Annotated in this window: 16 protein-coding genes and 1 tRNA gene; 7 read left to right on the top strand and 10 right to left on the bottom strand. The window is 37.9% G+C overall.

Going from position 1 to position 19,277, the window contains the following annotated elements; all coding sequences use genetic code 11:
* The first annotated feature begins 414 nt into the window (after nucleotides 1–414).
* Complete coding sequence (gene uvrB, locus A0J48_RS22100; RefSeq protein WP_200326744.1) at nucleotides 415–2,412, top strand: excinuclease ABC subunit UvrB; 1,998 nt, start codon at nucleotides 415–417, stop codon at nucleotides 2,410–2,412.
* Between the two features lie 314 nt (nucleotides 2,413–2,726).
* Here uvrB and A0J48_RS22095 read toward each other — a convergent pair whose 3' ends face one another.
* The 3 genes from A0J48_RS22095 to A0J48_RS22085 all read right to left on the bottom strand — a co-directional run bounded on the left by A0J48_RS22095 (nucleotide 2,727) and on the right by A0J48_RS22085 (nucleotide 4,337).
* Nucleotides 2,727–3,464 (bottom strand): hypothetical protein, encoded by a 738-nt coding sequence (locus A0J48_RS22095; RefSeq protein ID WP_200326743.1) that lies wholly within the window; start codon nucleotides 3,462–3,464, stop codon nucleotides 2,727–2,729.
* Nucleotides 3,465–3,932: 468 nt separating this feature from the next.
* On the bottom strand, nucleotides 3,933–4,154 hold the full coding sequence (locus A0J48_RS22090) for a hypothetical protein (protein WP_200326742.1): 222 nt from the start codon (nucleotides 4,152–4,154) through the stop codon (nucleotides 3,933–3,935).
* A gap of 112 nt (nucleotides 4,155–4,266) precedes the next feature.
* Nucleotides 4,267–4,337: transfer RNA gene (locus A0J48_RS22085), tRNA-Lys, on the bottom strand.
* Between the two features lie 436 nt (nucleotides 4,338–4,773).
* Between A0J48_RS22085 and glpK the strand changes: the two genes are divergently transcribed.
* Nucleotides 4,774–6,267, top strand: a complete 1,494-nt coding sequence (gene glpK / locus A0J48_RS22080; protein WP_200326741.1) for a glycerol kinase GlpK — start codon at nucleotides 4,774–4,776, stop codon at nucleotides 6,265–6,267.
* A 68-nt stretch (nucleotides 6,268–6,335) separates the two neighbouring features.
* Here the strand turns inward: glpK and A0J48_RS22075 are convergent, their stop codons facing one another.
* Nucleotides 6,336–7,706 (bottom strand): hypothetical protein, encoded by a 1,371-nt coding sequence (locus tag A0J48_RS22075; RefSeq protein ID WP_200326740.1) that lies wholly within the window; start codon nucleotides 7,704–7,706, stop codon nucleotides 6,336–6,338.
* A 388-nt stretch (nucleotides 7,707–8,094) separates the two neighbouring features.
* Between A0J48_RS22075 and A0J48_RS22070 the strand changes: the two genes are divergently transcribed.
* From A0J48_RS22070 to A0J48_RS22060, 3 genes are all read left to right on the top strand, one after another.
* Nucleotides 8,095–9,198 carry an EVE domain-containing protein gene (locus tag A0J48_RS22070; protein WP_200326739.1) on the top strand — a complete coding sequence of 368 codons (1,104 nt, stop codon included), beginning with the start codon at nucleotides 8,095–8,097 and terminating at the stop codon, nucleotides 9,196–9,198.
* 106 nt (nucleotides 9,199–9,304) lie between these two features.
* Nucleotides 9,305–9,523 (top strand): hypothetical protein, encoded by a 219-nt coding sequence (locus A0J48_RS22065; protein ID WP_200326738.1) that lies wholly within the window; start codon nucleotides 9,305–9,307, stop codon nucleotides 9,521–9,523.
* 90 nt (nucleotides 9,524–9,613) lie between these two features.
* Complete coding sequence (locus tag A0J48_RS22060) at nucleotides 9,614–9,835, top strand: DUF433 domain-containing protein (protein ID WP_200326737.1); 222 nt, start codon at nucleotides 9,614–9,616, stop codon at nucleotides 9,833–9,835.
* Here A0J48_RS22060 and A0J48_RS22055 read toward each other — a convergent pair.
* The 6 genes from A0J48_RS22055 to A0J48_RS22030 all read right to left on the bottom strand — a co-directional run bounded on the left by A0J48_RS22055 (nucleotide 9,822) and on the right by A0J48_RS22030 (nucleotide 16,029).
* Nucleotides 9,822–10,709 carry a sugar phosphate nucleotidyltransferase gene (locus A0J48_RS22055; protein ID WP_200326736.1) on the bottom strand — a complete coding sequence of 296 codons (888 nt, stop codon included), beginning with the start codon at nucleotides 10,707–10,709 and terminating at the stop codon, nucleotides 9,822–9,824. The two genes, A0J48_RS22060 and A0J48_RS22055, sit on opposite strands and share 14 nt — an antisense overlap.
* Before the next feature lie 106 nt (nucleotides 10,710–10,815).
* Nucleotides 10,816–11,862 (bottom strand): mevalonate kinase family protein, encoded by a 1,047-nt coding sequence (locus tag A0J48_RS22050; RefSeq protein WP_200326735.1) that lies wholly within the window; start codon nucleotides 11,860–11,862, stop codon nucleotides 10,816–10,818.
* 244 nt (nucleotides 11,863–12,106) lie between these two features.
* Nucleotides 12,107–13,642 carry a phytoene desaturase family protein gene (locus A0J48_RS22045; RefSeq protein ID WP_200326734.1) on the bottom strand — a complete coding sequence of 512 codons (1,536 nt, stop codon included), beginning with the start codon at nucleotides 13,640–13,642 and terminating at the stop codon, nucleotides 12,107–12,109.
* Between the two features lie 29 nt (nucleotides 13,643–13,671).
* Nucleotides 13,672–13,935: a hypothetical protein gene (locus A0J48_RS22040; RefSeq protein WP_200326733.1), complete on the bottom strand. Its 264-nt coding sequence runs from the start codon at nucleotides 13,933–13,935 to the stop codon at nucleotides 13,672–13,674.
* Nucleotides 13,936–13,963: 28 nt separating this feature from the next.
* Complete coding sequence (locus A0J48_RS22035; RefSeq protein ID WP_200326732.1) at nucleotides 13,964–14,854, bottom strand: GNAT family N-acetyltransferase; 891 nt, start codon at nucleotides 14,852–14,854, stop codon at nucleotides 13,964–13,966.
* A 164-nt stretch (nucleotides 14,855–15,018) separates the two neighbouring features.
* Complete coding sequence (locus tag A0J48_RS22030) at nucleotides 15,019–16,029, bottom strand: alpha/beta fold hydrolase (RefSeq protein ID WP_200326731.1); 1,011 nt, start codon at nucleotides 16,027–16,029, stop codon at nucleotides 15,019–15,021.
* A 292-nt stretch (nucleotides 16,030–16,321) separates the two neighbouring features.
* On the opposite strand from A0J48_RS22030, the gene A0J48_RS22025 reads away from it, so the two are divergent.
* Together A0J48_RS22025 and A0J48_RS22020 are read left to right on the top strand one after the other, a co-directional pair.
* Nucleotides 16,322–18,595 (top strand): AAA family ATPase, encoded by a 2,274-nt coding sequence (locus A0J48_RS22025; RefSeq protein WP_200326730.1) that lies wholly within the window; start codon nucleotides 16,322–16,324, stop codon nucleotides 18,593–18,595.
* An 85-nt stretch (nucleotides 18,596–18,680) separates the two neighbouring features.
* Complete coding sequence (locus A0J48_RS22020) at nucleotides 18,681–19,064, top strand: hypothetical protein (protein WP_200326729.1); 384 nt, start codon at nucleotides 18,681–18,683, stop codon at nucleotides 19,062–19,064.
* The last annotated feature ends 213 nt before the right edge of the window (nucleotides 19,065–19,277 follow it).

The following is a 19,277-nucleotide window of genomic DNA, read 5'->3' as shown; positions in this document are numbered from 1 at the left end:
TAGGTAGGGTTGGTGAGGTTATTTACGAACTGGATATCGTGATTCACTCACAACGAATCGCACTTTTCCTATATATGAGAGTGTAACTCCAAAAAACCACGCACAGATATAAGTTTCTTCAAAACTGATACATAAGTAAACTTAAACTATTAACTTATGTAACCAACTGTGTAACCAACTATTGCTAAACATTTGGTTGTATGACACAAGCTAGAATGCAAGAGGCAGAAGTAAAAATTGTGTTTTTCTTAGGACTTACGCAAAAAAACGAAAAAATAAGGTTTTCGGAGGATAGGTGAATGGAATAAGAAAAACCCCTACACCCTACACCCTACACCCTTACACCCCTACACCCTTACACCCCTACACCCTTGTATAGCTACTATGGGAAAGGGTGTTTTTAGCAAAACGGTTATGACAGAATTTAGTCTTCAAGCTCCTTTTACTCCTACAGGTGATCAACCACAGGCGATCGCTCAACTTGTCACCAGCGTCCAAGCAGGTAGTCGTTACCAAACTTTACTTGGTGCAACAGGAACTGGTAAGACTTTTTCTATCGCCGCAGTCATTGAAAAAGTCGGTAAACCTACCTTAGTTCTGGCACATAATAAAACCCTAGCTGCACAATTATGTAACGAGTTGCGGGAATTTTTCCCCAACAATGCAGTTGAGTATTTCGTCAGCTATTACGACTATTACCAACCAGAAGCTTATATTCCTGTCACCGATACATATATTGAAAAGACAGCGGCGATTAATGATGAAATAGATATGTTGCGACATTCTGCAACCCGTTCTTTGTTTGAACGTCGTGATGTGATAGTTGTTGCTTCCATTAGCTGCATTTACGGTTTAGGAATGCCGGCTGAATATCTCAAAGCTGCAATTCCTTTACAAATAGGAATGGAAGTTGATCAACGGCAAATTTTGCGAGATTTGACATCTGTGCAGTATAGCCGCAACGATGTAGAAATGGGTCGGGGAAAATTCCGTGTTCGCGGTGATGTATTAGAAATTGGCCCAGCTTATGAAGACCGCATCATTCGCGTTGAATTTTTTGGAGATGAAATTGACGCAATACGTTATATTGACCCCGTAACTGGGGAAATTATTAGCAGTTTGCAAGCAGTAAATATTTACCCTGCGCGTCACTTTGTTACCCCAGAAGAACGGTTAGAAATTGCTTGTGCAGATATCGCTGCCGAATTAAAAGACCAAAAATTAACATTAGAAGAATTAGGAAAATTAGTTGAAGCCCAACGCATAGATCAACGTACTCGCTATGATTTAGAAATGTTGCGCGAGGTGGGATATTGTAACGGGGTAGAAAATTATTCCCGTCATTTAGCAGGGAGACTAGCGGGAGAACCGCCAGAATGTTTAATTGATTATTTTCCCAAAGATTGGTTATTAGTAATTGATGAATCTCATGTGACTGTTCCTCAAATTCGGGGAATGTACAACGGCGACCAAGCGCGGAAAAAGGTTTTAATTGATCATGGCTTTCGTCTTCCCAGTGCGGCGGATAACCGTCCTTTAAAAGCAGAGGAATTTTGGCAAAAAGTTAATCAATGTATTTTCGTGTCTGCAACTCCAGGAAATTGGGAATTAGAAATTTCTGAAGATAAGATTGTAGAACAAGTCATTAGACCAACGGGAGTAGTAGACCCAGAAATATTTGTCCGTCCCACAGAAGGACAAGTTGATGATTTATTAGGAGAAATTAAAGATAGAGTTGAACGTAAAGAAAGGGTGTTAATTACTACTTTAACTAAACGCATGGCGGAAGATTTAACAGAATATTTGGAAGATAAAGGAATTAAAGTTAGATATTTGCATTCGGAGATTAATTCCATTCAGAGAATTGAAATTTTACAAGATTTAAGAAATGGTCAGTTTGATGTATTGGTGGGTGTAAACTTACTGCGGGAAGGTTTAGATTTACCGGAAGTGTCTTTAGTGGCAATTATGGATGCTGATAAAGAAGGATTTTTGCGTGCAGAACGTTCCTTAATTCAAACTATTGGCCGGGCTGCGCGTCATATTCGCGGACAGGCGATTATGTATGCTGATAAGTTAACAGATAGCATGATTAAAGCCATTGATGAAACTGATAGAAGAAGAGGAATTCAAATGGCTTATAACAAAATGCATGGTATTACTCCGCAACCAATTGTGAAAAAATCAAGTAATGCGATTTTATCATTTTTAGATGTGTCGCGCAGGTTAAATGCTAATGATTTTCAGGTGGTAGATGAACATTTAGATGAGTTAGCTTTGGAGGATATTCCTGAGTTAATTACGCTGTTAGAAAAACAGATGAAAGAAGCTGCGAAAAAGATGGAATTTGAAGAAGCTGCAAAGTTGCGCGATCGCATTAAGCATTTACGGGATAGAATGTTAGGTAGGTGATTATGGTTTTTTATCGAACCGCAGAGGCGCAGAGAACGCAGAGAAGGAGCAGGGTAAGCTCATCTAATTTGGTATAATATGAACTTGACAAAAGCGGCAAGATAAGCATAAGCGACTATATCAAAAATGTACTTGACATCAGAGCAAAATAAGTGAGAAAAATTCAATGCTCTCAAGGAAAAACTCAAGGAATGAAGCTTTATGTCTGTTCACGTAGCGTCTGGTAGAGAGGGATTTGAAACTAAATCTGGTAAAGCCAAGAAAAGCAATCTTCATCAGCCAAAGCCTAAAGAAGTGGCATCAATTGAAGCTATTCAACAGAGTTTAGTGGAGAATTTTGGAGGCATCAAAATCCATCGAATTTCTTTCTTGCTACATTGCTGTTTTTTGGCAGCATAAGTTTTTTGACCTCTAGAAATTGCAGTTGAACAATGAATTACACCTTTGATAACATCCGTGACATAATCAGTTGGTGACGGTGGAAAATCTGCAAAAGTAATTAAATACCAAATATCGTTTACCTTCTGATATTGATGATAATTATCAATGATGACAATATCGGTTTGTTTTTGCTGTTGCTTTTGCTTTCGGGTTACTTTCTGAACTGCACAAAGAATTCCAGTTTCAGGATGGATGTAAAAACGGTCACAGTAACTTCCATCTAACCGAATTCGATTCCATCGGTAAGACTTGCTATAAATCTGACCATCAATGATTTCTACATGGCGTTCAACGTAGTCCCATAGATGACCAATTACGTGCTGTCCTGCCATTGTGCTGGTGTCTAATTTTTGGCACAATTCGCTGTAAACATCGTTCCAGGGTTGTCCAACTTTTGAACGCAGAAACCGACGCAAAGGACCGAGATGATCTGAAAGATATTTGGATTTTTTTGTGGGTTTAATCAGGTAGGAATTAAATAATCCATCCTCAGTTGCTTCTTCGGTGATTTTTTGTAATTGCTTTTTAAAGCCAGTCAACTTTTTTAGACTAATTCTTCTCCCACCACGAGGACGTTCAATCACAATTTCGCTCAAACGATGTTCGCTCATATCTCACGTTGTTAAAATGCAAATGCAGTTGTAAAAATTGGTTTTTTGTTGCAAATGATTTAGCGAACATCATCAGTTTGACCTCCTTATAGGTGATTGAGTTAAATACAATTTAAATAATGAGAATTTCGCACAAGTCAGCAAAGCGGTTTTCACAATTGCCTTTACCAATTAGGCTACACTCCCATCAACGGGAGCGACAGGAATCGAACCTGTAATCCGTTACCGGATGGTGTGTAGGCTTTACAAGTTAGGGCGCGAAATATTAAATGAATCCGTGCAAGTTCAAGAAACTTTTTACAGCTACGGTTGTTCTTACCAAATATTGGCAGTGGACACGCACGCTAAATCTGCGAGAGATTTAATAATCATGCTTCGCTTGCTCGATTGCTCGAATTTTGCTACCTTAGAACCGTTATAAATGTGTATGTATGTTTCTTCTTTCGGGGCGCGGAATAATAAAATACTTTAACCATAAACAGCTTCAGGACGGATGATCAAATCACCACTGGGACGACGATCAATTATGTAATTAGAAAGGCGATTCCTACGGAGCGCTTCGCTATCGCTTTTCACATCTAAATGTCGAGCAACCTGTTCCTTAACTACTACATCATTCATCCCTGCTGTAATTCCCAGTTGTGTTTCTGTAACATCCACTGAACGCCCCTCAAATCGAATATGAACCATTGTTATCACCTCTTTTTAAATTACAAATTGTTATTGATGGATCTGATCGGGATTGAACCGATACCCTCCCTGTGAGAGTTGCACTCACACCTCATGTAAGTTGAAAAAGCTGTGGTAACACCGCAGGAATCGCACCTGCACCTATCGTTTAAAAGACGATCGCTCTACTATTGAGCAAGTATGTAAGCTTTTTCTGTCAGGACATAAGTGAATCCAGGAACTCTACCATTAGAGCTACAGACCCAAGCAGCGTGGTTTTTGTTTTGCCTTTTGTGGAGGCGTTTGTGTTGATATTACATTTGTAATATAAATACTACTTGATGTCAAGAGTGTACTACAAATTTTTTTTGCACAGTCAGAAAACTGCACCATGAACTACTTCACTGTGTGTAAAATTCTTTTGGGAGCAACGCGAAAATGTGAGATCGGGGTTAAATTCTCAATTACATAGCTCCATTCTCAATAAAATCCAGTTTTTCCGTTGCGATGCCTTCTCTGCGAGACGCTTCGCGTTGGCGTAGCCTGTCCGCAGGACTTACGGCGGGCGTAGCCATCGCATCTTGAAAATTGTTAATTATCCATTTTGTATAAACAGTGCATAGCCCAGCAACAAACAACCATGACCAAATACGTAGCAGCCATTGATCAAGGAACAACTAGCACCCGCTTCATGATTTTTGATAAACAGGGTAAAATTGTTGACTATGCCCAAAAAGAACATCAGCAAATTTACCCCCAACCGGGTTGGGTAGAACACGACCCCCTGGAAATTTGGTCATGTACTCAAGCTGTAATTAAAGATGCCTTAGATAAAAGTAATATTACTGTGGCTGAAATCACAGCCGTTGGCATTACCAATCAACGGGAAACTATCGTAGTTTGGAATAAACACACAGGCGAACCTTACTATAACGCCATTGTTTGGCAAGATACCAGAACTGATTATATTTGTAATCAATTAGTCAAAGATTTGGGAATAGACTATTTTCGCCCTACTACTGGTTTACCAATTGCTACCTACTTCAGCGCACCGAGAATTAAATGGTTGCTAGAAAATATACCAGGATTAAAAGCCGCAGCAGAAAATGGTGATGCTATTTTTGGCACAATTGATACTTTTTTGATTTGGCATTTAACAGGTGGTACAGCAGGGGGTTTACATATCACCGATGTCACAAATGCTAGTCGTACCTTGTTGATGAACTTAAACACTCTGGACTGGGAAGGGGAAATATTGGAAATTATGGGTATTCCCAGGCAGATGTTACCAGAAATTCGCCCATCCTCAGCTATTTATGGTCAAGCTACGGGTATTTTGGCAGGAGTTCCCATTGCTGCTGACTTAGGAGATCAACAAGCTGCTTTAATGGGACAAACTTGTTTTCAGGTCGGTGATGCTAAAAATACTTATGGTACTGGTTGTTTTATGTTATTGAATACAGGTGAACAAGCCGTATTTTCCCAACATGGTTTATTAACAACGGTAGCTTACAAATTGGGGGATAGGGCGGCGGTTTATGCTTTGGAGGGGAGTATAGCTATTGCTGGTGCTTTGGTTCAATGGTTGCGTGACAATTTGGGATTAATTCAAACCAGTGCAGAGGTAGAAGCATTAGCCAGTACAGTTACAGATAATGGTGGTGTTTATTTTGTCCCGGCTTTTTCTGGGTTATTTGCTCCCTATTGGCGCAATGATGCCAGAGGTGTAATTGTGGGGATGACTCGCTACACAAATAAAGGTCATATTGCCCGTGCGGTGTTAGAAGCTACAGCATGGCAGACTCGTGAGGTTTTAGATGCCATGAGGGAAGACGCGCAGGTAAATTTAACGGCTTTGAAGGTAGATGGGGGGATGGTTTATAACAACCTGCTGATGCAGTTTCAAAGTGATGTGTTAGGTGTGCCTGTGATTCGTCCCCAGGTAGCAGAAACTACAGCGTTAGGGGCGGCTTATGCTGCTGGTTTGGCGACTGGTTTCTGGGGGAGTTTGCAGGAGTTGTCTGAGAATTGGCTTTTGGATCAGACTTGGGAAGCGAAGATGGATGAGGTGGAGAGGGAAGGTTGTTATCGGTTGTGGAAGAAGGCGGTTAGTAGGACTTTTGATTGGGTTTAATCAATAAAAGTGAAATATACAATATGTAAATTTATACTGTTTACGGTATTGCTGCTAAGATGCCTATTTTAATGATTTTTTACCTTCCAAAGAAAGAATGCTGGATTTTGTTTAATCTGATTTTCGTAATCTATGAAAGGCTTGACTCCTCTTGCAACTGTAGCGAGAACCGCAGATAATCCTGCTATACTCCATTCACCAGTTTGAATAGCAGCTAATAAGCTACCTGAGAGAATGAGTCCATCAACAAATAGACTTGTTTTTCTCATTTGTCTCATTTTTTGAGTAATTGCATGAATCTGAACTTCTGTTAACTCATGAAGAGCATTTTCAACTTTAATTTTTAGTTCTTGTGGATCTTTCACTAATCTTAAATCTTTAAATTGTTTTTCGAGATGCACACGAAAATTTTGAAATTCTTCACCGTAATTCATCCGAATTTCCATTATTTTTGCAATATCAACATTTTCTAAAAAAGGTAATTTCATATTAAGCACAATATTAGCTGTATTTATTGGAATATTGTTTTTTGTAGGGAAGAACTGACTAAGTAAATCAAATACAAATTGTGATTCAGCCAAATAAGAGGCTCTATAGTTACTGGCAATTACGTTTTTCAAAAAAAGTTCATCATAAATTTGCTTGCAGGATGAATTAAAAGACTGAGTTACCCAATTTCTGAAAAAATCTATGTCGGGTGGTTCATCAGGCAGAATCATGTGAGCTTCAAATTTACCACTTTCTTGATCAAGCAATTCAAAATCTGGTTCGTATAAAACATAGAAATAACCACTATCTGTATGATTATTAAAACTAATCATAATTTCTCTACATAGTTGCAATTCATTTAAGCGAAGTGCTTGTGGATAATTAGGTAAACGCTCTACGGATTTTATATTAGTATTGTTATAAAAAAAATCGAGTAAGGGTTGAGGTAAAATATCAGAAAATAAATTTTCTGAATAAAGTAGAGGTAATTGTTCTGGCGGCTCTAAAAAACTATTAATAGGCAGGAACTTCACGTAGTCGGCACTAACCATTGGAGTCAGTTGTTTAACGTAACTTACTACTTGTGACAGTGTACTCCTGTCCAGTGGTTCTTCTATTATTCCCAGAGAGGACTTGAATGCAGTAGTAAATTCATTTTCTCTATATCCAAGAGAGAAAATAGGATCGTTTATTATGTATTGATTTACATAAAAAGCACTTTGTTTCAATAAACTGAGATCAGGCATTTCCATACCTGAGAGCATATTTAGATTAGATGTATTTTTTATAACTTCTTCTTCGATTTCTGACTTTTTGGATAAACAAAACTCTCTGTATTTATCTAGTTCCTGTAATATCTCCTGTTCAGAAATTGTTCTGAAGTTATCATTGATAAAATCATCACGGAATAAAAAGCTTTCAGTCAGAAAATCAAATGTTTGAGATCCCATTTTTTTATGAATACACGATAATACATAAATACTATCATACACAAAGTGGGTGTGCAACTTTCCTACTCCCCTCCCATCAGAAGAATAACGATTGGTTGAACCACAAAGACACAAAGAACATATCGCTCCTCTTTTAGCTTGAGTTAAGGAAAGCAACCTATAGGGAAAGTGATCTCTCCCTCTGTCCTTTCTCTATCAATAAGCGATGGCTACTAGAGAATATCATTGAGTAATTGTAGTAGAGGTGCTATGCTATGTACTTTTAATATCAAGCATTACAGATTTATACTTAACCTGACTACAGCACAACCTTATACACGGTGAAAACAGATTATATTTTATAACATACAATTATTTAGGAGCATCAGACTAAAAGGAGCATCATAAATTGGCGTACTACTTAAATATCTTCTCACCAGACACTTATGAAGCATTCTCAAAATCATCTCGTGATATTTCTGGCTTTCCTGAACATCAAGAAAATGCAGCAAACCGAATTAAGGTAGGTGACAAGTTCATCTGTTATATGACTAAACTATCCCGGTGGATAGGTGTGTTGGAAGTTCAAAGCGAATACTTTTCAGATAAGACTCCAATCTTCGTTACCCAAGATGACCCTTATGTAATTCGTTTCAAAGTTAAGCCGCTTGTATGGCTGCCCAAAGAAAAAGCAATTCCGATCCATGATAATAGAGTTTGGGATCATTTATCCTTCACTAAAGATTTTGATAATAGTAAATCGAAGAACTGGACAGGTAAGCTTCGCCGTAGCCTTAATCCATTGAATGACAATGATGGACATTTGCTTGAAAAGTTGATTCTGGCACAAGTAGATGGAGAGGAACTTTTTGAAATTGATGAGGATGAGTATCAGAAATTAATTACACATCGTATTCATCGGCTAGATAAAGTTGTAAGTGTTACCGTTCCTCAAGATACAAAAAATGAAATTGAAAGCACTGTACATCAGCCAGAATTACGTGAATCAATAAAAATACAATCTTTGCTTGCCAGTATTGGTTCTCAAATGGGAATGAAAATTTGGCTACCTCGTAGCGATAGAAGCGCAATTCTAACAGAATGGAAGGATCAAAACAATGTTTTGTTAGAGGTATTGCCTCTCAATTATGATGAAACAACACTCAAAACTATTGAGCAAATTGATGTATTGTGGCTAAAAGGACGCTCTATTGTTCGTGCTTTTGAGGTTGAACATACTACTTCAATCTATTCGGGTATTCTCAGAATGGCAGATTTGCTTGCACTTCAACCAAACATGAACATAAAGCTGCATATAGTTGCACCTCCTGAGCGACGAGACAAGGTTTTTCAAGAGATTCGACGGCCTGTATTTTCATTGTTGGATGTAGCACCTTTATCAGAAAGGTGTACATACCTTTCCTATGAGAGTGTTCAAGAATTAGCAAAGGACAATCATTTATCATATTTATTAGATAGTGTTTTAGATAAGTATGCAGAGGAAGCTGAGTAAGTGCGATCGCCCTTTCTTTTCAACAAGCGATCGCTATCGTAAAATTAAATAAATCAATATGAAATGCTATAATTAAATAAGTGTAACTTATTCTTCTGCTCAAAATATGGAAACAATTGCCATTAAAGTTGATGCTGAACTAGCCAAAGCTTATCAAGAAGCAGCGCCACAAAAACAGCAAAAAATTCAGACTATTATTAACGACTTGCTCAAACTAATTATTCAAGATAAATCCCTAGATGACATTATTCAAGAAATCCAAGAACAAGCTCAAGACAGGGGTTTAACTCAAGAGATTTTAGATGAGATTATTCAGAATGGATGAATTGCGCTTTGTTATTGATACAAACATTCTAGTGAATATAGTTTAGGTGGTTAGGATATAATAAGCAAAGATTAAAAAGAAAGCGAAAATATGAATTATCAAGATATTATTACTATTGAACCTGGAAAACGCAGTGGTAAACCTTGTATTCGCGGAATGCGTATTACTGTGTATGATATTCTAGAATATTTAGCAGGTGGAATGACACAAGCCGAAATTCTTGAAGACTTTTCAGAACTGACATCTGAAGATATTAAAGCTTGTCTTGCTTTTGCTGCTGAACAAGAGAAAAATTCCTTTATCCCATCCTAAAATCAATCATAGTCTGACGATAAGCATCAGGTAAACCCGTATCAAAACATTTACCCTTGACAACATACCCCGTCATTCCCTCCCGTTGACGCAATTTCTCCAAACAAGAAGTTAACTGAAATTCACCCCGTTCTCGTAAATTTTGATTGATACTTTCTGCCAAAAAATCAAATATCTGCGGTGTCAGTAAATATAAACCAAATACACATAAAAACTCATCATCTCCCATCCCCTCAACCCGCAAATTTTCCCGTGCATATTCAACACTAGGCTTTTCATAAATTTGGGTTAAAGAAAGCAAAGATTGATCATCATTCCAAACACCAGCAACACACCCAGCTTTATGAATAATTTCTGCTGGCATTGTTGTCAACCCCATCACGCTATGATTAACGTTTGCATAAATATCTAATATTTGTCCAGCACAAGATATTTCTATATCTGACTTATAAACATGATCCCCTAACATCAACAAAAAAGGCTCATTTCCTACCCAATCTTTAGCACAAAAAACAGCATGACCATAGCCTTCCTGTTCTGTTTGAGTTAAGATTGTAATTCTACTTCCTAATTCTTGCAAATATTGACTATATTCTTGATTTTCGGGTGAAAGTTTAGCGAATAATTCCGGTTTGGGTGGAAATTTAAACAATTCTGTAAATATTTCACTATCATCTGGTTGAACCACTATCCCGACTTCAGAAATTCCCGCATTTATCGCTTCTTCCACAATTGCCAAAATCACAGGTTTAGCTCTACCATCTTTGTCAATAATTGGGAAAAGTTCTTTTTTTACAACTTTGGTGGCTGGAAATAATCTAGTACCAAATCCAGCAGCAGGAATTACAGCTTTTTTGATTTTATGTGTTAGCATACAGTATTTTAAAAGAAAGTGAAATACAATTTTTAGTGTGTTTGAATATGAATTTATGTCACGCAGAGTCGCAGAGAGTAAGAGTTTTAAAACATCGTCTTATGATTTACCTGCTGTAAATTGTTAATTTTAAACATTGCATTTGTGGAAAGTCACGATTAATTATATCTATAATTGTATCTTGACATTCTTCATTTTTGACAATAAATTGCGCTGTTCCATCTCCTTGAGAACCTACACCCTTACCACCGTAAATATACTCTTGAATTGGTGCATAATTCAACAGTTGATGCAGAACAGGAGCAGTTAACTCTTCCCTACAAGCAGGAATCAGATATTGATCAAAATCTGCCTGTGCTTGTTTCATCAGCATACCAATTTTTTCAGCATCACCTGTTTGTAAAGCCTCAATTGCAGCTTGGGTAATTTCATAACTAATTTTACCCAAAAACTGTTGCACATTCTTTTGTAATTCGTTCTCAGCAAAAGGATAACATTCATTTAATTTACTCAAAATAACCTGAGTATTTTTAGCAGCAGCAAGATCCACAATTACAAAATATAAATCTTGGGGAACTTTTAACTCAATGACTTCCGTATCATCACCATCAAAAATCATCGCAATAGGTTGATTACCATAAGCACAAGCCTGATCCATTCTCCCACATTGAGAAGGTGTAGTAATTTCTCCTAAATAGGCAAATTCCATTTCTTCTTGACGACTCAAATTTAATTGATATACTTGATTAAATGCCCTGGCAACTAAAACACAAATAGCAGCACTAGAAGAAAGACCTTTTTGAATAGGTAAATCTGTGAAATAATTATCAATTTCCAAACCTGCAACTTGATAATGATTTAAAATTTGATAAGCAACCCCCGCAGCATAACTAAAAAAGCCACCTTTTTCAGCCTGATTAAGTAAAGTTTGCTTCTCCATTGGTAAATTCAAGATTTGATAATTACCATTATTTAGAGAAGTTTTAATCATCAAATTAGTAGGATGAGATTTCACCTCAGCATATAATCCTTGATTAGTACCTACTAACAAAGTGTAACCCTTTGCTAATTGGGGATTTTGACGACGATAACCACCCGCCCAATCAGTATGTTCACCAAATAAACATAAACGCCCTGGAACAAAAATTTTCATGAATTTATAGAAGTTGGAAATGTTGTTACAAAACTGGATGAATTTATAGTAATTCTTATTTAAGTGAGGTACAAGGAGTAATAGTTAAACGCAGATGGACGCAGATAAACGCAGATGATTTTGTACTTCATTAGACTAAGAAATAAACAAAACTCTACTTTGTAGATATACCATGTTTCAGGGTAATCATTTATGATGTAAATAGTTGGTTAATAATTGCCTTTTCCCTATTACCAATTACCAATTACCCAATATCATTAAGTAATTGTAAATGTTGCTGTACCGAAACAATAGTATTTGCAGCGATCATCCCACTTGCAGCCACAGCAGGTAAACCTATTCCGGGAAAAGTTGAATCTCCACAACACAACAACCCCGATAAAGGAGTAGTTGCACCAGGAAATAAACCCTTTCCTGCAACTATCGCAGGTCCATAACTACCATGATGACGACGTAAAAAACGCCCATGAGTAAGGGGAGTACCCACCAAACTAACTTCACAACGAGAACGAATATCAGGAATAATTCTTTCTAAAGCTTGCCACATTACTTCCGCACGTTCTTGTTTTAATAATTTATATTCTTCGCTATTTCTTTCTATTCCTTGCCAAATTTTATAAGGTTCATTTCCAGGTGTATAAACATGAATTACGTGCTTTCCTGGTGGTGCTAAAGATGAATCCAGAACTGAAGGAATAGATATCAACACCACATTTTGCGGTGCAGTCACGCCTTTTTCCCAATCATTAACTACAATATAATGAATACCCAAATTTTCTGGTAATCCTGTGGCATCAATTCCTAAATGTAAGTGCATAAAACTATCACATTCAGGTGTTTTTTGTTGTTGTTCTACATACCTTTGAGGTAAAGCACCAGGAGGAATAAGTTTAAGGGTATCCCACACAGAAGCATTAGAAACAACTGCTTTACTGGCTTTAATTTCCTGACCATTCCGCAGACGCACACCCACAGCACGGTTATTTTCTACTAAAACCTGTTCCACATGGGCGTTTAAAATTAACTTACCACCGTTTTTAGTCAAACCTCTGACTAAAGCATCAACGATCGCACCACTACCACCTACAGGATAATCTAACTGCACACCAAGACGATACCAGTCTGCAAACATAAACGCCACTTCTGCGGCTATTGTCCCATTTGCAGGTAATCCTGATAACAAAAAACAAAGTAAATCTAACCAGTTACGAATAAATGGATCTGTAATTACACCATCAATAATGTTAGAAAAAGACCCTGTTAATTTAATCACATTAGCAGCCTGTTGCAGTAAAGCCGGGGCAAATTTACCCACTGTTAACACTGCTCCTAAATCATAACGTAAAGCAGCAGGTGGGAGAGCGATCGCACTTTTACCTAAAGGTGTCATAATTTCCTGAAGTTTACGCCATTCTGCTACAGCTTTATCTCCTCGCAGTTGTTGTAACACCTGACAAAATTGGTCAGTACCCACTTGAGTATCAAAATTTCCCTCTGGTAAATAACAACCCCATGTATTGTAATTAACACAAGGTAAATCTTCCCCAATAGCATCTAAAACTTGACGTAGGGGGTTAGGGGAAGGGGTATAGGATAAACCAGAATATAAAGATGGTCCAGACTCAAATTTGTAACCGTTGCGTTCAAAAGCATGAGCCGCACCACCAGCGATAGAGTGGCTTTCTACTACTGTGACATCAATTCCATAATGTGCCAACAGTGCAGCACAACTCAAACCGCCAATACCGCTACCAATTACAATTACTTCTGTGTTATTCATGGATCATTGTTGATAACTAGAACTGTAATTTATTGTCCATTACCTTCGGGAAAAAGCAACTCAATTAAAGCTTCAGTTAAGCGATCGCTAGTCATCGTCAATTCATGTTTACCATGTAACAATTCCATCATCAAATAATAAAAATTAATTGTACCGGCAATAATCCAAGCCACTGCTTCCGGGTCAGAACTTCGCAACCCCTGGCAATTTTGCAGATATTCCGTAGAAGCTGCTAAATTTGGTTTTTCAAACTCTTTGATATACAATCGCGCTAAATCGGGAAACTGCCTCAATGTGCTTTCTTAAATGTTTAACAGCTTACTAGGGGCTTGATGTAAACAGGTAGTTTTGTGTTTCTCCCATTAATTCATAGCCGATCGCCTCCGGCGCTGCGCTCCGCGCAATCGCTTCATACATCAGTTTAGTTACAGTATTGTTTTTATCAGCATACAAAAAGCAGTAACGCTGACCATCATCTAATAACTGTTTAGTCACGGCTGCTGTGCAGGTTTTTCCATAGCCCTTTTGCCGATATTCTGGAGGGGTAAAAATAAATGAAACTCGATATCCATTGGCAACTTCCCCCATTTTGCATCCCATTGATACCGGGACACCATCTTCCCACAGAAAAACATGACCTTCATGGATCTGCTGATTTACCCAATCCTGACTATAATGTGCAAGGCTACCGAGAGCTTCTTCAAAAAAAGCAACAAACCATTGGTTAACGAGAGAGATATCTGCTGTGGTGGCTGGTCGTAGTTGGCCTTTTGCCCAGGTAAAAGGATGAAGTTGTTGCAAACGATAAGCACACAGTGTCATTTCTAATTTATGAACTTGCCCGGTAAGCTGAGTCCAGACTTGGGCAAAGTGTTGAGCGATATTAGGTGGAGCATTCACCATTGATAAAGTACCATACTTCTGCAAATGTTGTGCTAATAAATCCACTGCATCAAGATGAGTCAGCATGGAAATAAAAACGCGATTTCCTGCATTATTTATTGCCACCGCTAAAATTTCTCCATTGGATTCAAGAGTAATTAATTCCGGGCATTGCTGTAAAGTTTGTGCCGAATGAGTGATTGTGTAAAACTGAGATAGCATGGCATGATGTAAAGCTTCATTCCGCAGTAAGAAATTGCTCACTCGTTGGTTAAAGCTATCAGTGTTTTGATACGGAATTATTTGAAATTGGGTGGTTTTATTTATCATAAGTTCGCTGACAAAGTGATTAGGTAAACATGATATGCGGGAGAATATGGCTTACGCCACACTACGCTATTAGAAGTCAAAAGTCAGGAGTCAGAAGTAAAACTTGCTTTGTGTATAGGTTTCAATTTATATTCTGTACCTCATTTGCAATCTACTGTAAATAACTATTTCAAAAGTAATTTAACTGCGGTGATGATTACTTCTGGTTGATCAATCCAAACAAAATGACCGCTCTTTTCTGCGTTAATTTGAATGCAGTTATTTGACAAATTGAGTAATTCTAAATGAATGCGTTCGCGTAATTTATTCGCTGTTTTCAAAGGTAGAAAGGCAGTAATCAGAGAAGGTTTAAAAAATGACTGAGCTTTAATACTGACAATAGGCAAATTTTTGAAATCATTAGCGCAGCGTAATTGACGACCACTAGCAGCTAAACCCATAATTTCTTGAGTCATAGTCAGCCAATGCTTAGGACGACAAAAAGAGCGTTTAACTAATTGTAGAGATGAAACTGAACAATTACGTAATTCTGGTTTAATTAATTCAAATACACCGATTTTATTCATGACTCTAATTAACCCTAAACTAGAACCAAAAATAGACATTAAAAACCCAGAAATAAAAAATAATTGTAGACCTTTGAGAGCAAAAGACATTTGCAACATCCCAGATTCATGTAAACCATCAGTCAGTACCATTCCCAGGACTTTTTCCGGGAAAAGATGGGCATAAAGACGCATATTATAACTACCAAAAGAATTACCAATCAAAATATAGGGCGGTTCTAATCCTGCACAAGTTAGCATTTGCTCAAGTTCAGCTACAATTTGATTACTGGTACGGGGATAGGGACTAATATCACTCCAACCAAAACCAGCCCGATCATAAATACAAACCCGTGAAATTTTTGCTAATTCTTCTAGTAATAAATAACCTTCAACTCCCCCTAAACTATGGTCTACCACAATAGTTGGAGAACCTTCACCAGCAGTAACATAATGTAAATGGTAGCCTCCCACATCTACCCTTTGACCTGGTGGGGGTGTGCGGTCTTCTAACCAACAAGCAATGATTTGATATAAAGTAGTAGAGATAAAAATCAGAATTTTGAGAATTTCTGGATAAAATAAGTTGAAATTTATGAGAATAAAATGTAGGTTTTCCACATCAAACATTTTTTTGCTTTAATAGAGTAATAATTATTATGCTGCTACAGCAGGAGTCATATCAATTCCGGTTAGATCGGTATTAAGTAGTTGTGCCAAACAAATTTCATATTTAAAAGAGCGAACATGAAGGATCAGGAAGTAAGGAATACAGAGATTTTGGTTTTCAATAACTATGTGTAATTAATTTTGCTCTGCCATCCTGTATTACCTACAGATAAAACTATAGGATTATCACGTATCGGAACATAGTTAGGTTCTTGATATAGCGATCCTATTTGACCAAATTTTCACATAATTTATGGATTTATTTGACCAACATTTGATTCAAATAACAGAAACAGAAGCACCACTAGCAGCACGAATGCGTCCCCGAACTCTAGACGAATTTATTGGTCAAGACCATATCATCGGACAAGGACGACTCCTACGACGTGCTATTAGTTTAGACCAACTATCATCACTAATTTTTTACGGGCCACCAGGAACTGGCAAAACTACACTTGCCCGTGTAATTGCCAACACTACCCGCGCTTATTTTATTGCCATTAACGCTGTACTATCTGGAGTAAAAGAAATTCGTGCAGCCATTGAAACAGCCCAAGAACAACGCAAATACCATAACCAAAAAACGATTTTGTTTGTAGATGAAGTCCATCGCTTTAATAAATCCCAACAAGATGCCCTACTACCTTGGGTAGAAAATGGTACAGTCACCTTAATTGGGGCAACAACAGAAAATCCTTACTTTGAAGTTAATAAAGCACTCGTTAGTCGTTCACGTATTTTTCAACTAAAACCACTCAACGAGCAAGACTTATATCGTGTAGTTGAACAAACATTAAATGATAAACAGCGTGGTTATGGAAACTTAGCAATCAAAATCGACCCTGATGCTTTGGCTCATCTAATTAATGTTGCTAACGGTGATGCTCGTTCATTATTAAATGCTTTGGAATTAGCTGTAGAAACAACACCATTAACTGTTGAAGATTCACCATTCACCCCGAAAACTCAACAGTCAACATCAGCCAATACCACGGGCGTTATTCATATCACATTAGCAGTTGCAGAAGAATCCATTCAACAACGAGCCGTTTTATACGACAAAGAAGGTGATGTTCATTTCGATACTATCAGTGCCTTCATTAAAAGCTTGCGTGGTTCTGACCCAGATGCAGCATTATACTGGTTGGCAAAAATGGTTTACGCCGGGGAAGACCCACGCTTTATCTTCCGACGGATGTTGATTTTAGCCAGTGAAGATGTCGGACTAGCTGACCCCCAAGCTGTGGTGATAGTAAATGCCTGTGCAGAAGCATTTGACCGTGTAGGAATGCCAGAAGGACGTTATCATTTAGCCCAAGCAGCCCTTTATTTAGCAACTGCACCCAAGTCCAACAGTATTATGGGCTTCTTCGATGCTTTAGCAGTAGTTGAGCAGGAACGAGAAGCAGAAGTTCCCACCCATCTCAAAGATGCCAATCGTGATCAAAAAGGTTTTGGGCATGGTGCAGGTTATCTTTACCCTCACGCTTATCGTGACCATTGGGTAGCGCAACAATATCTGCCAGCCAGTTTGCAAGGACAGGTATTTTACCAACCATCAACCCAAGGTTTTGAGGGAGAAATTAACGTACAGGTAGCACGTCGCCGTGAAGCTCAACTTGCGGCTATGGTGTCCGGCTTAGGTACTGAACCAATAGAAATCCTCACCTACAGCAATACAGATGCAGCTTCAGAACGTTGGTTGCAACGCACACTTTCCCAAATAGGCACACAGTTAGCGACGGTACGCGATCGCATTTTCACCATTGCTCAATTACAGCGTCATCATGTCGTTTTAGACATCAATGCAGGTACTGGTTTACTGACCTGGGAAGCAGTTCGTCATGTCCCAGAAGGTGGAGTTTATGCTTGTGTTCGCAGTGAAAGTGATGCCCAAGCTTTACGTGAACAAGCTGTGACCTTGGACGAAATCAGACGACCAATGGTAATAAATGCACAGATAACTGACTTACCTGCTGTATTAGCTTCTCAAGCGTTAGGTGTAAATTTCGACTATATAATTGGTCGAAATGCGTTAGTAAACGAGCCTGATAAAAACGCTGCTGCTCAAATTTTAGCTCAAATCCTACCCCAGACAGGAAGAATTGTACTGGCAGAAACTGTACCAAAGCATACACAAAGACTTTATCGTTTGCTGGATGAGCAAAAGCTTGGTGCTAAGTTGTACGCTCGTTTAGTGACGGCAGAGGAAGCGATTTATACTAATTCTTCCGACCCAATGCTGAATTGGAACGCTGAGGATTTGCGAACGTCTTTTGAAGTAGCAGGTTTGAAAGTGGAAGTGGTGCTGGAGAAGAATTCAACGTCAATGCACATTACATCGGCTTTTCTGAATCGTTTGTTTACTACCAATGCAAACCGACCAAGTTATTTAGATCGTTTAGCTTTGACTCTGACACCACAGGAATTAAAAGCTATAAAGGATATATTCACCCAGTGTTTGCTTAACAAAACAGTCAATTGGGAAAGTAGTATTGCATTTGTACAGGCTTGGCAAAAGTTATGATGAGTAAGCTTTATGAGAATTTGTAACATTAATTTAGAACTTGGTTTGACAGCAATCACTTTCAGTTTTTGATTTGGTAAAAGATATGAAATTATCAGATTTATCACCAGAAACATTAGAAAAAATCAAACTGGTTAGATGGGATAGGATTATCGAGAAACACGAAGGTCCAGAAAATTGGTCATCAGTTTTGCGATATGAAGAACCAGAATTTATGGAAATTGATGGATATCCAGTATTATTACCTGTAGATAAATCTCATCACCCCAATATTTCCATAATCCGTTCCATTTGGGCTGAAGATAAGAAATCACTCACACTATTTTTATCTGATACTACTTATGAAGATGATCCCTTCTTTTCTGGTTTTATGGCAGTGTGTGACCGCCTGAAAAATGAAAACTTCTTTCTAGCAATTTTGTATCATGAATGGTTCATTATTGAAAGACCAGAAATCTTTGAAGCATAACCAACAAACAGCCTGTTATCATAGGTGTTTACGGCGGCAATAATAATGAGGTGCTTTAATTCTTTTTTCGTAACTACGGTTCTCTTTTTTCTAGCTGAAGATAACAGCTGGAATTACTCAACGATACAACGAGTATTTACAGTGGACTAATAAAAATATCCCTCTAAAAATTTGTTGATAAATTTATCTTTTCAAACCCTTATTATTTGCAAT

Origin of the sequence: Sphaerospermopsis aphanizomenoides BCCUSP55, assembly GCF_001586785.1 — a bacterium.
GTDB lineage: Bacteria > Cyanobacteriota > Cyanobacteriia > Cyanobacteriales > Nostocaceae > Sphaerospermopsis_A > Sphaerospermopsis_A aphanizomenoides_A.
This window is presented reverse-complemented; position numbering and strand designations above follow the sequence as displayed.

What these genes read in the sequence shown, in the direction of transcription:
- uvrB (WP_200326744.1), top strand. Translation starts at nt 415, where the DNA reads ATGACAGAATTTAGTCTTCAAGCTCCTTTTACTCCTACAGGTGATCAA.
- A0J48_RS22095 (WP_200326743.1), bottom strand. Translation starts at nt 3,464, where the DNA reads ATGAGCGAACATCGTTTGAGCGAAATTGTGATTGAACGTCCTCGTGGT.
- A0J48_RS22090 (WP_200326742.1), bottom strand. Translation starts at nt 4,154, where the DNA reads ATGGTTCATATTCGATTTGAGGGGCGTTCAGTGGATGTTACAGAAACA.
- glpK (WP_200326741.1), top strand. Translation starts at nt 4,774, where the DNA reads ATGACCAAATACGTAGCAGCCATTGATCAAGGAACAACTAGCACCCGC.
- A0J48_RS22075 (WP_200326740.1), bottom strand. Translation starts at nt 7,706, where the DNA reads ATGGGATCTCAAACATTTGATTTTCTGACTGAAAGCTTTTTATTCCGT.
- A0J48_RS22065 (WP_200326738.1), top strand. Translation starts at nt 9,305, where the DNA reads ATGGAAACAATTGCCATTAAAGTTGATGCTGAACTAGCCAAAGCTTAT.
- A0J48_RS22060 (WP_200326737.1), top strand. Translation starts at nt 9,614, where the DNA reads ATGAATTATCAAGATATTATTACTATTGAACCTGGAAAACGCAGTGGT.
- A0J48_RS22055 (WP_200326736.1), bottom strand. Translation starts at nt 10,709, where the DNA reads ATGCTAACACATAAAATCAAAAAAGCTGTAATTCCTGCTGCTGGATTT.
- A0J48_RS22050 (WP_200326735.1), bottom strand. Translation starts at nt 11,862, where the DNA reads ATGAAAATTTTTGTTCCAGGGCGTTTATGTTTATTTGGTGAACATACT.
- A0J48_RS22045 (WP_200326734.1), bottom strand. Translation starts at nt 13,642, where the DNA reads ATGAATAACACAGAAGTAATTGTAATTGGTAGCGGTATTGGCGGTTTG.
- A0J48_RS22035 (WP_200326732.1), bottom strand. Translation starts at nt 14,854, where the DNA reads ATGATAAATAAAACCACCCAATTTCAAATAATTCCGTATCAAAACACT.
- A0J48_RS22030 (WP_200326731.1), bottom strand. Translation starts at nt 16,029, where the DNA reads ATGTTTGATGTGGAAAACCTACATTTTATTCTCATAAATTTCAACTTA.
- A0J48_RS22025 (WP_200326730.1), top strand. Translation starts at nt 16,322, where the DNA reads ATGGATTTATTTGACCAACATTTGATTCAAATAACAGAAACAGAAGCA.
- A0J48_RS22020 (WP_200326729.1), top strand. Translation starts at nt 18,681, where the DNA reads ATGAAATTATCAGATTTATCACCAGAAACATTAGAAAAAATCAAACTG.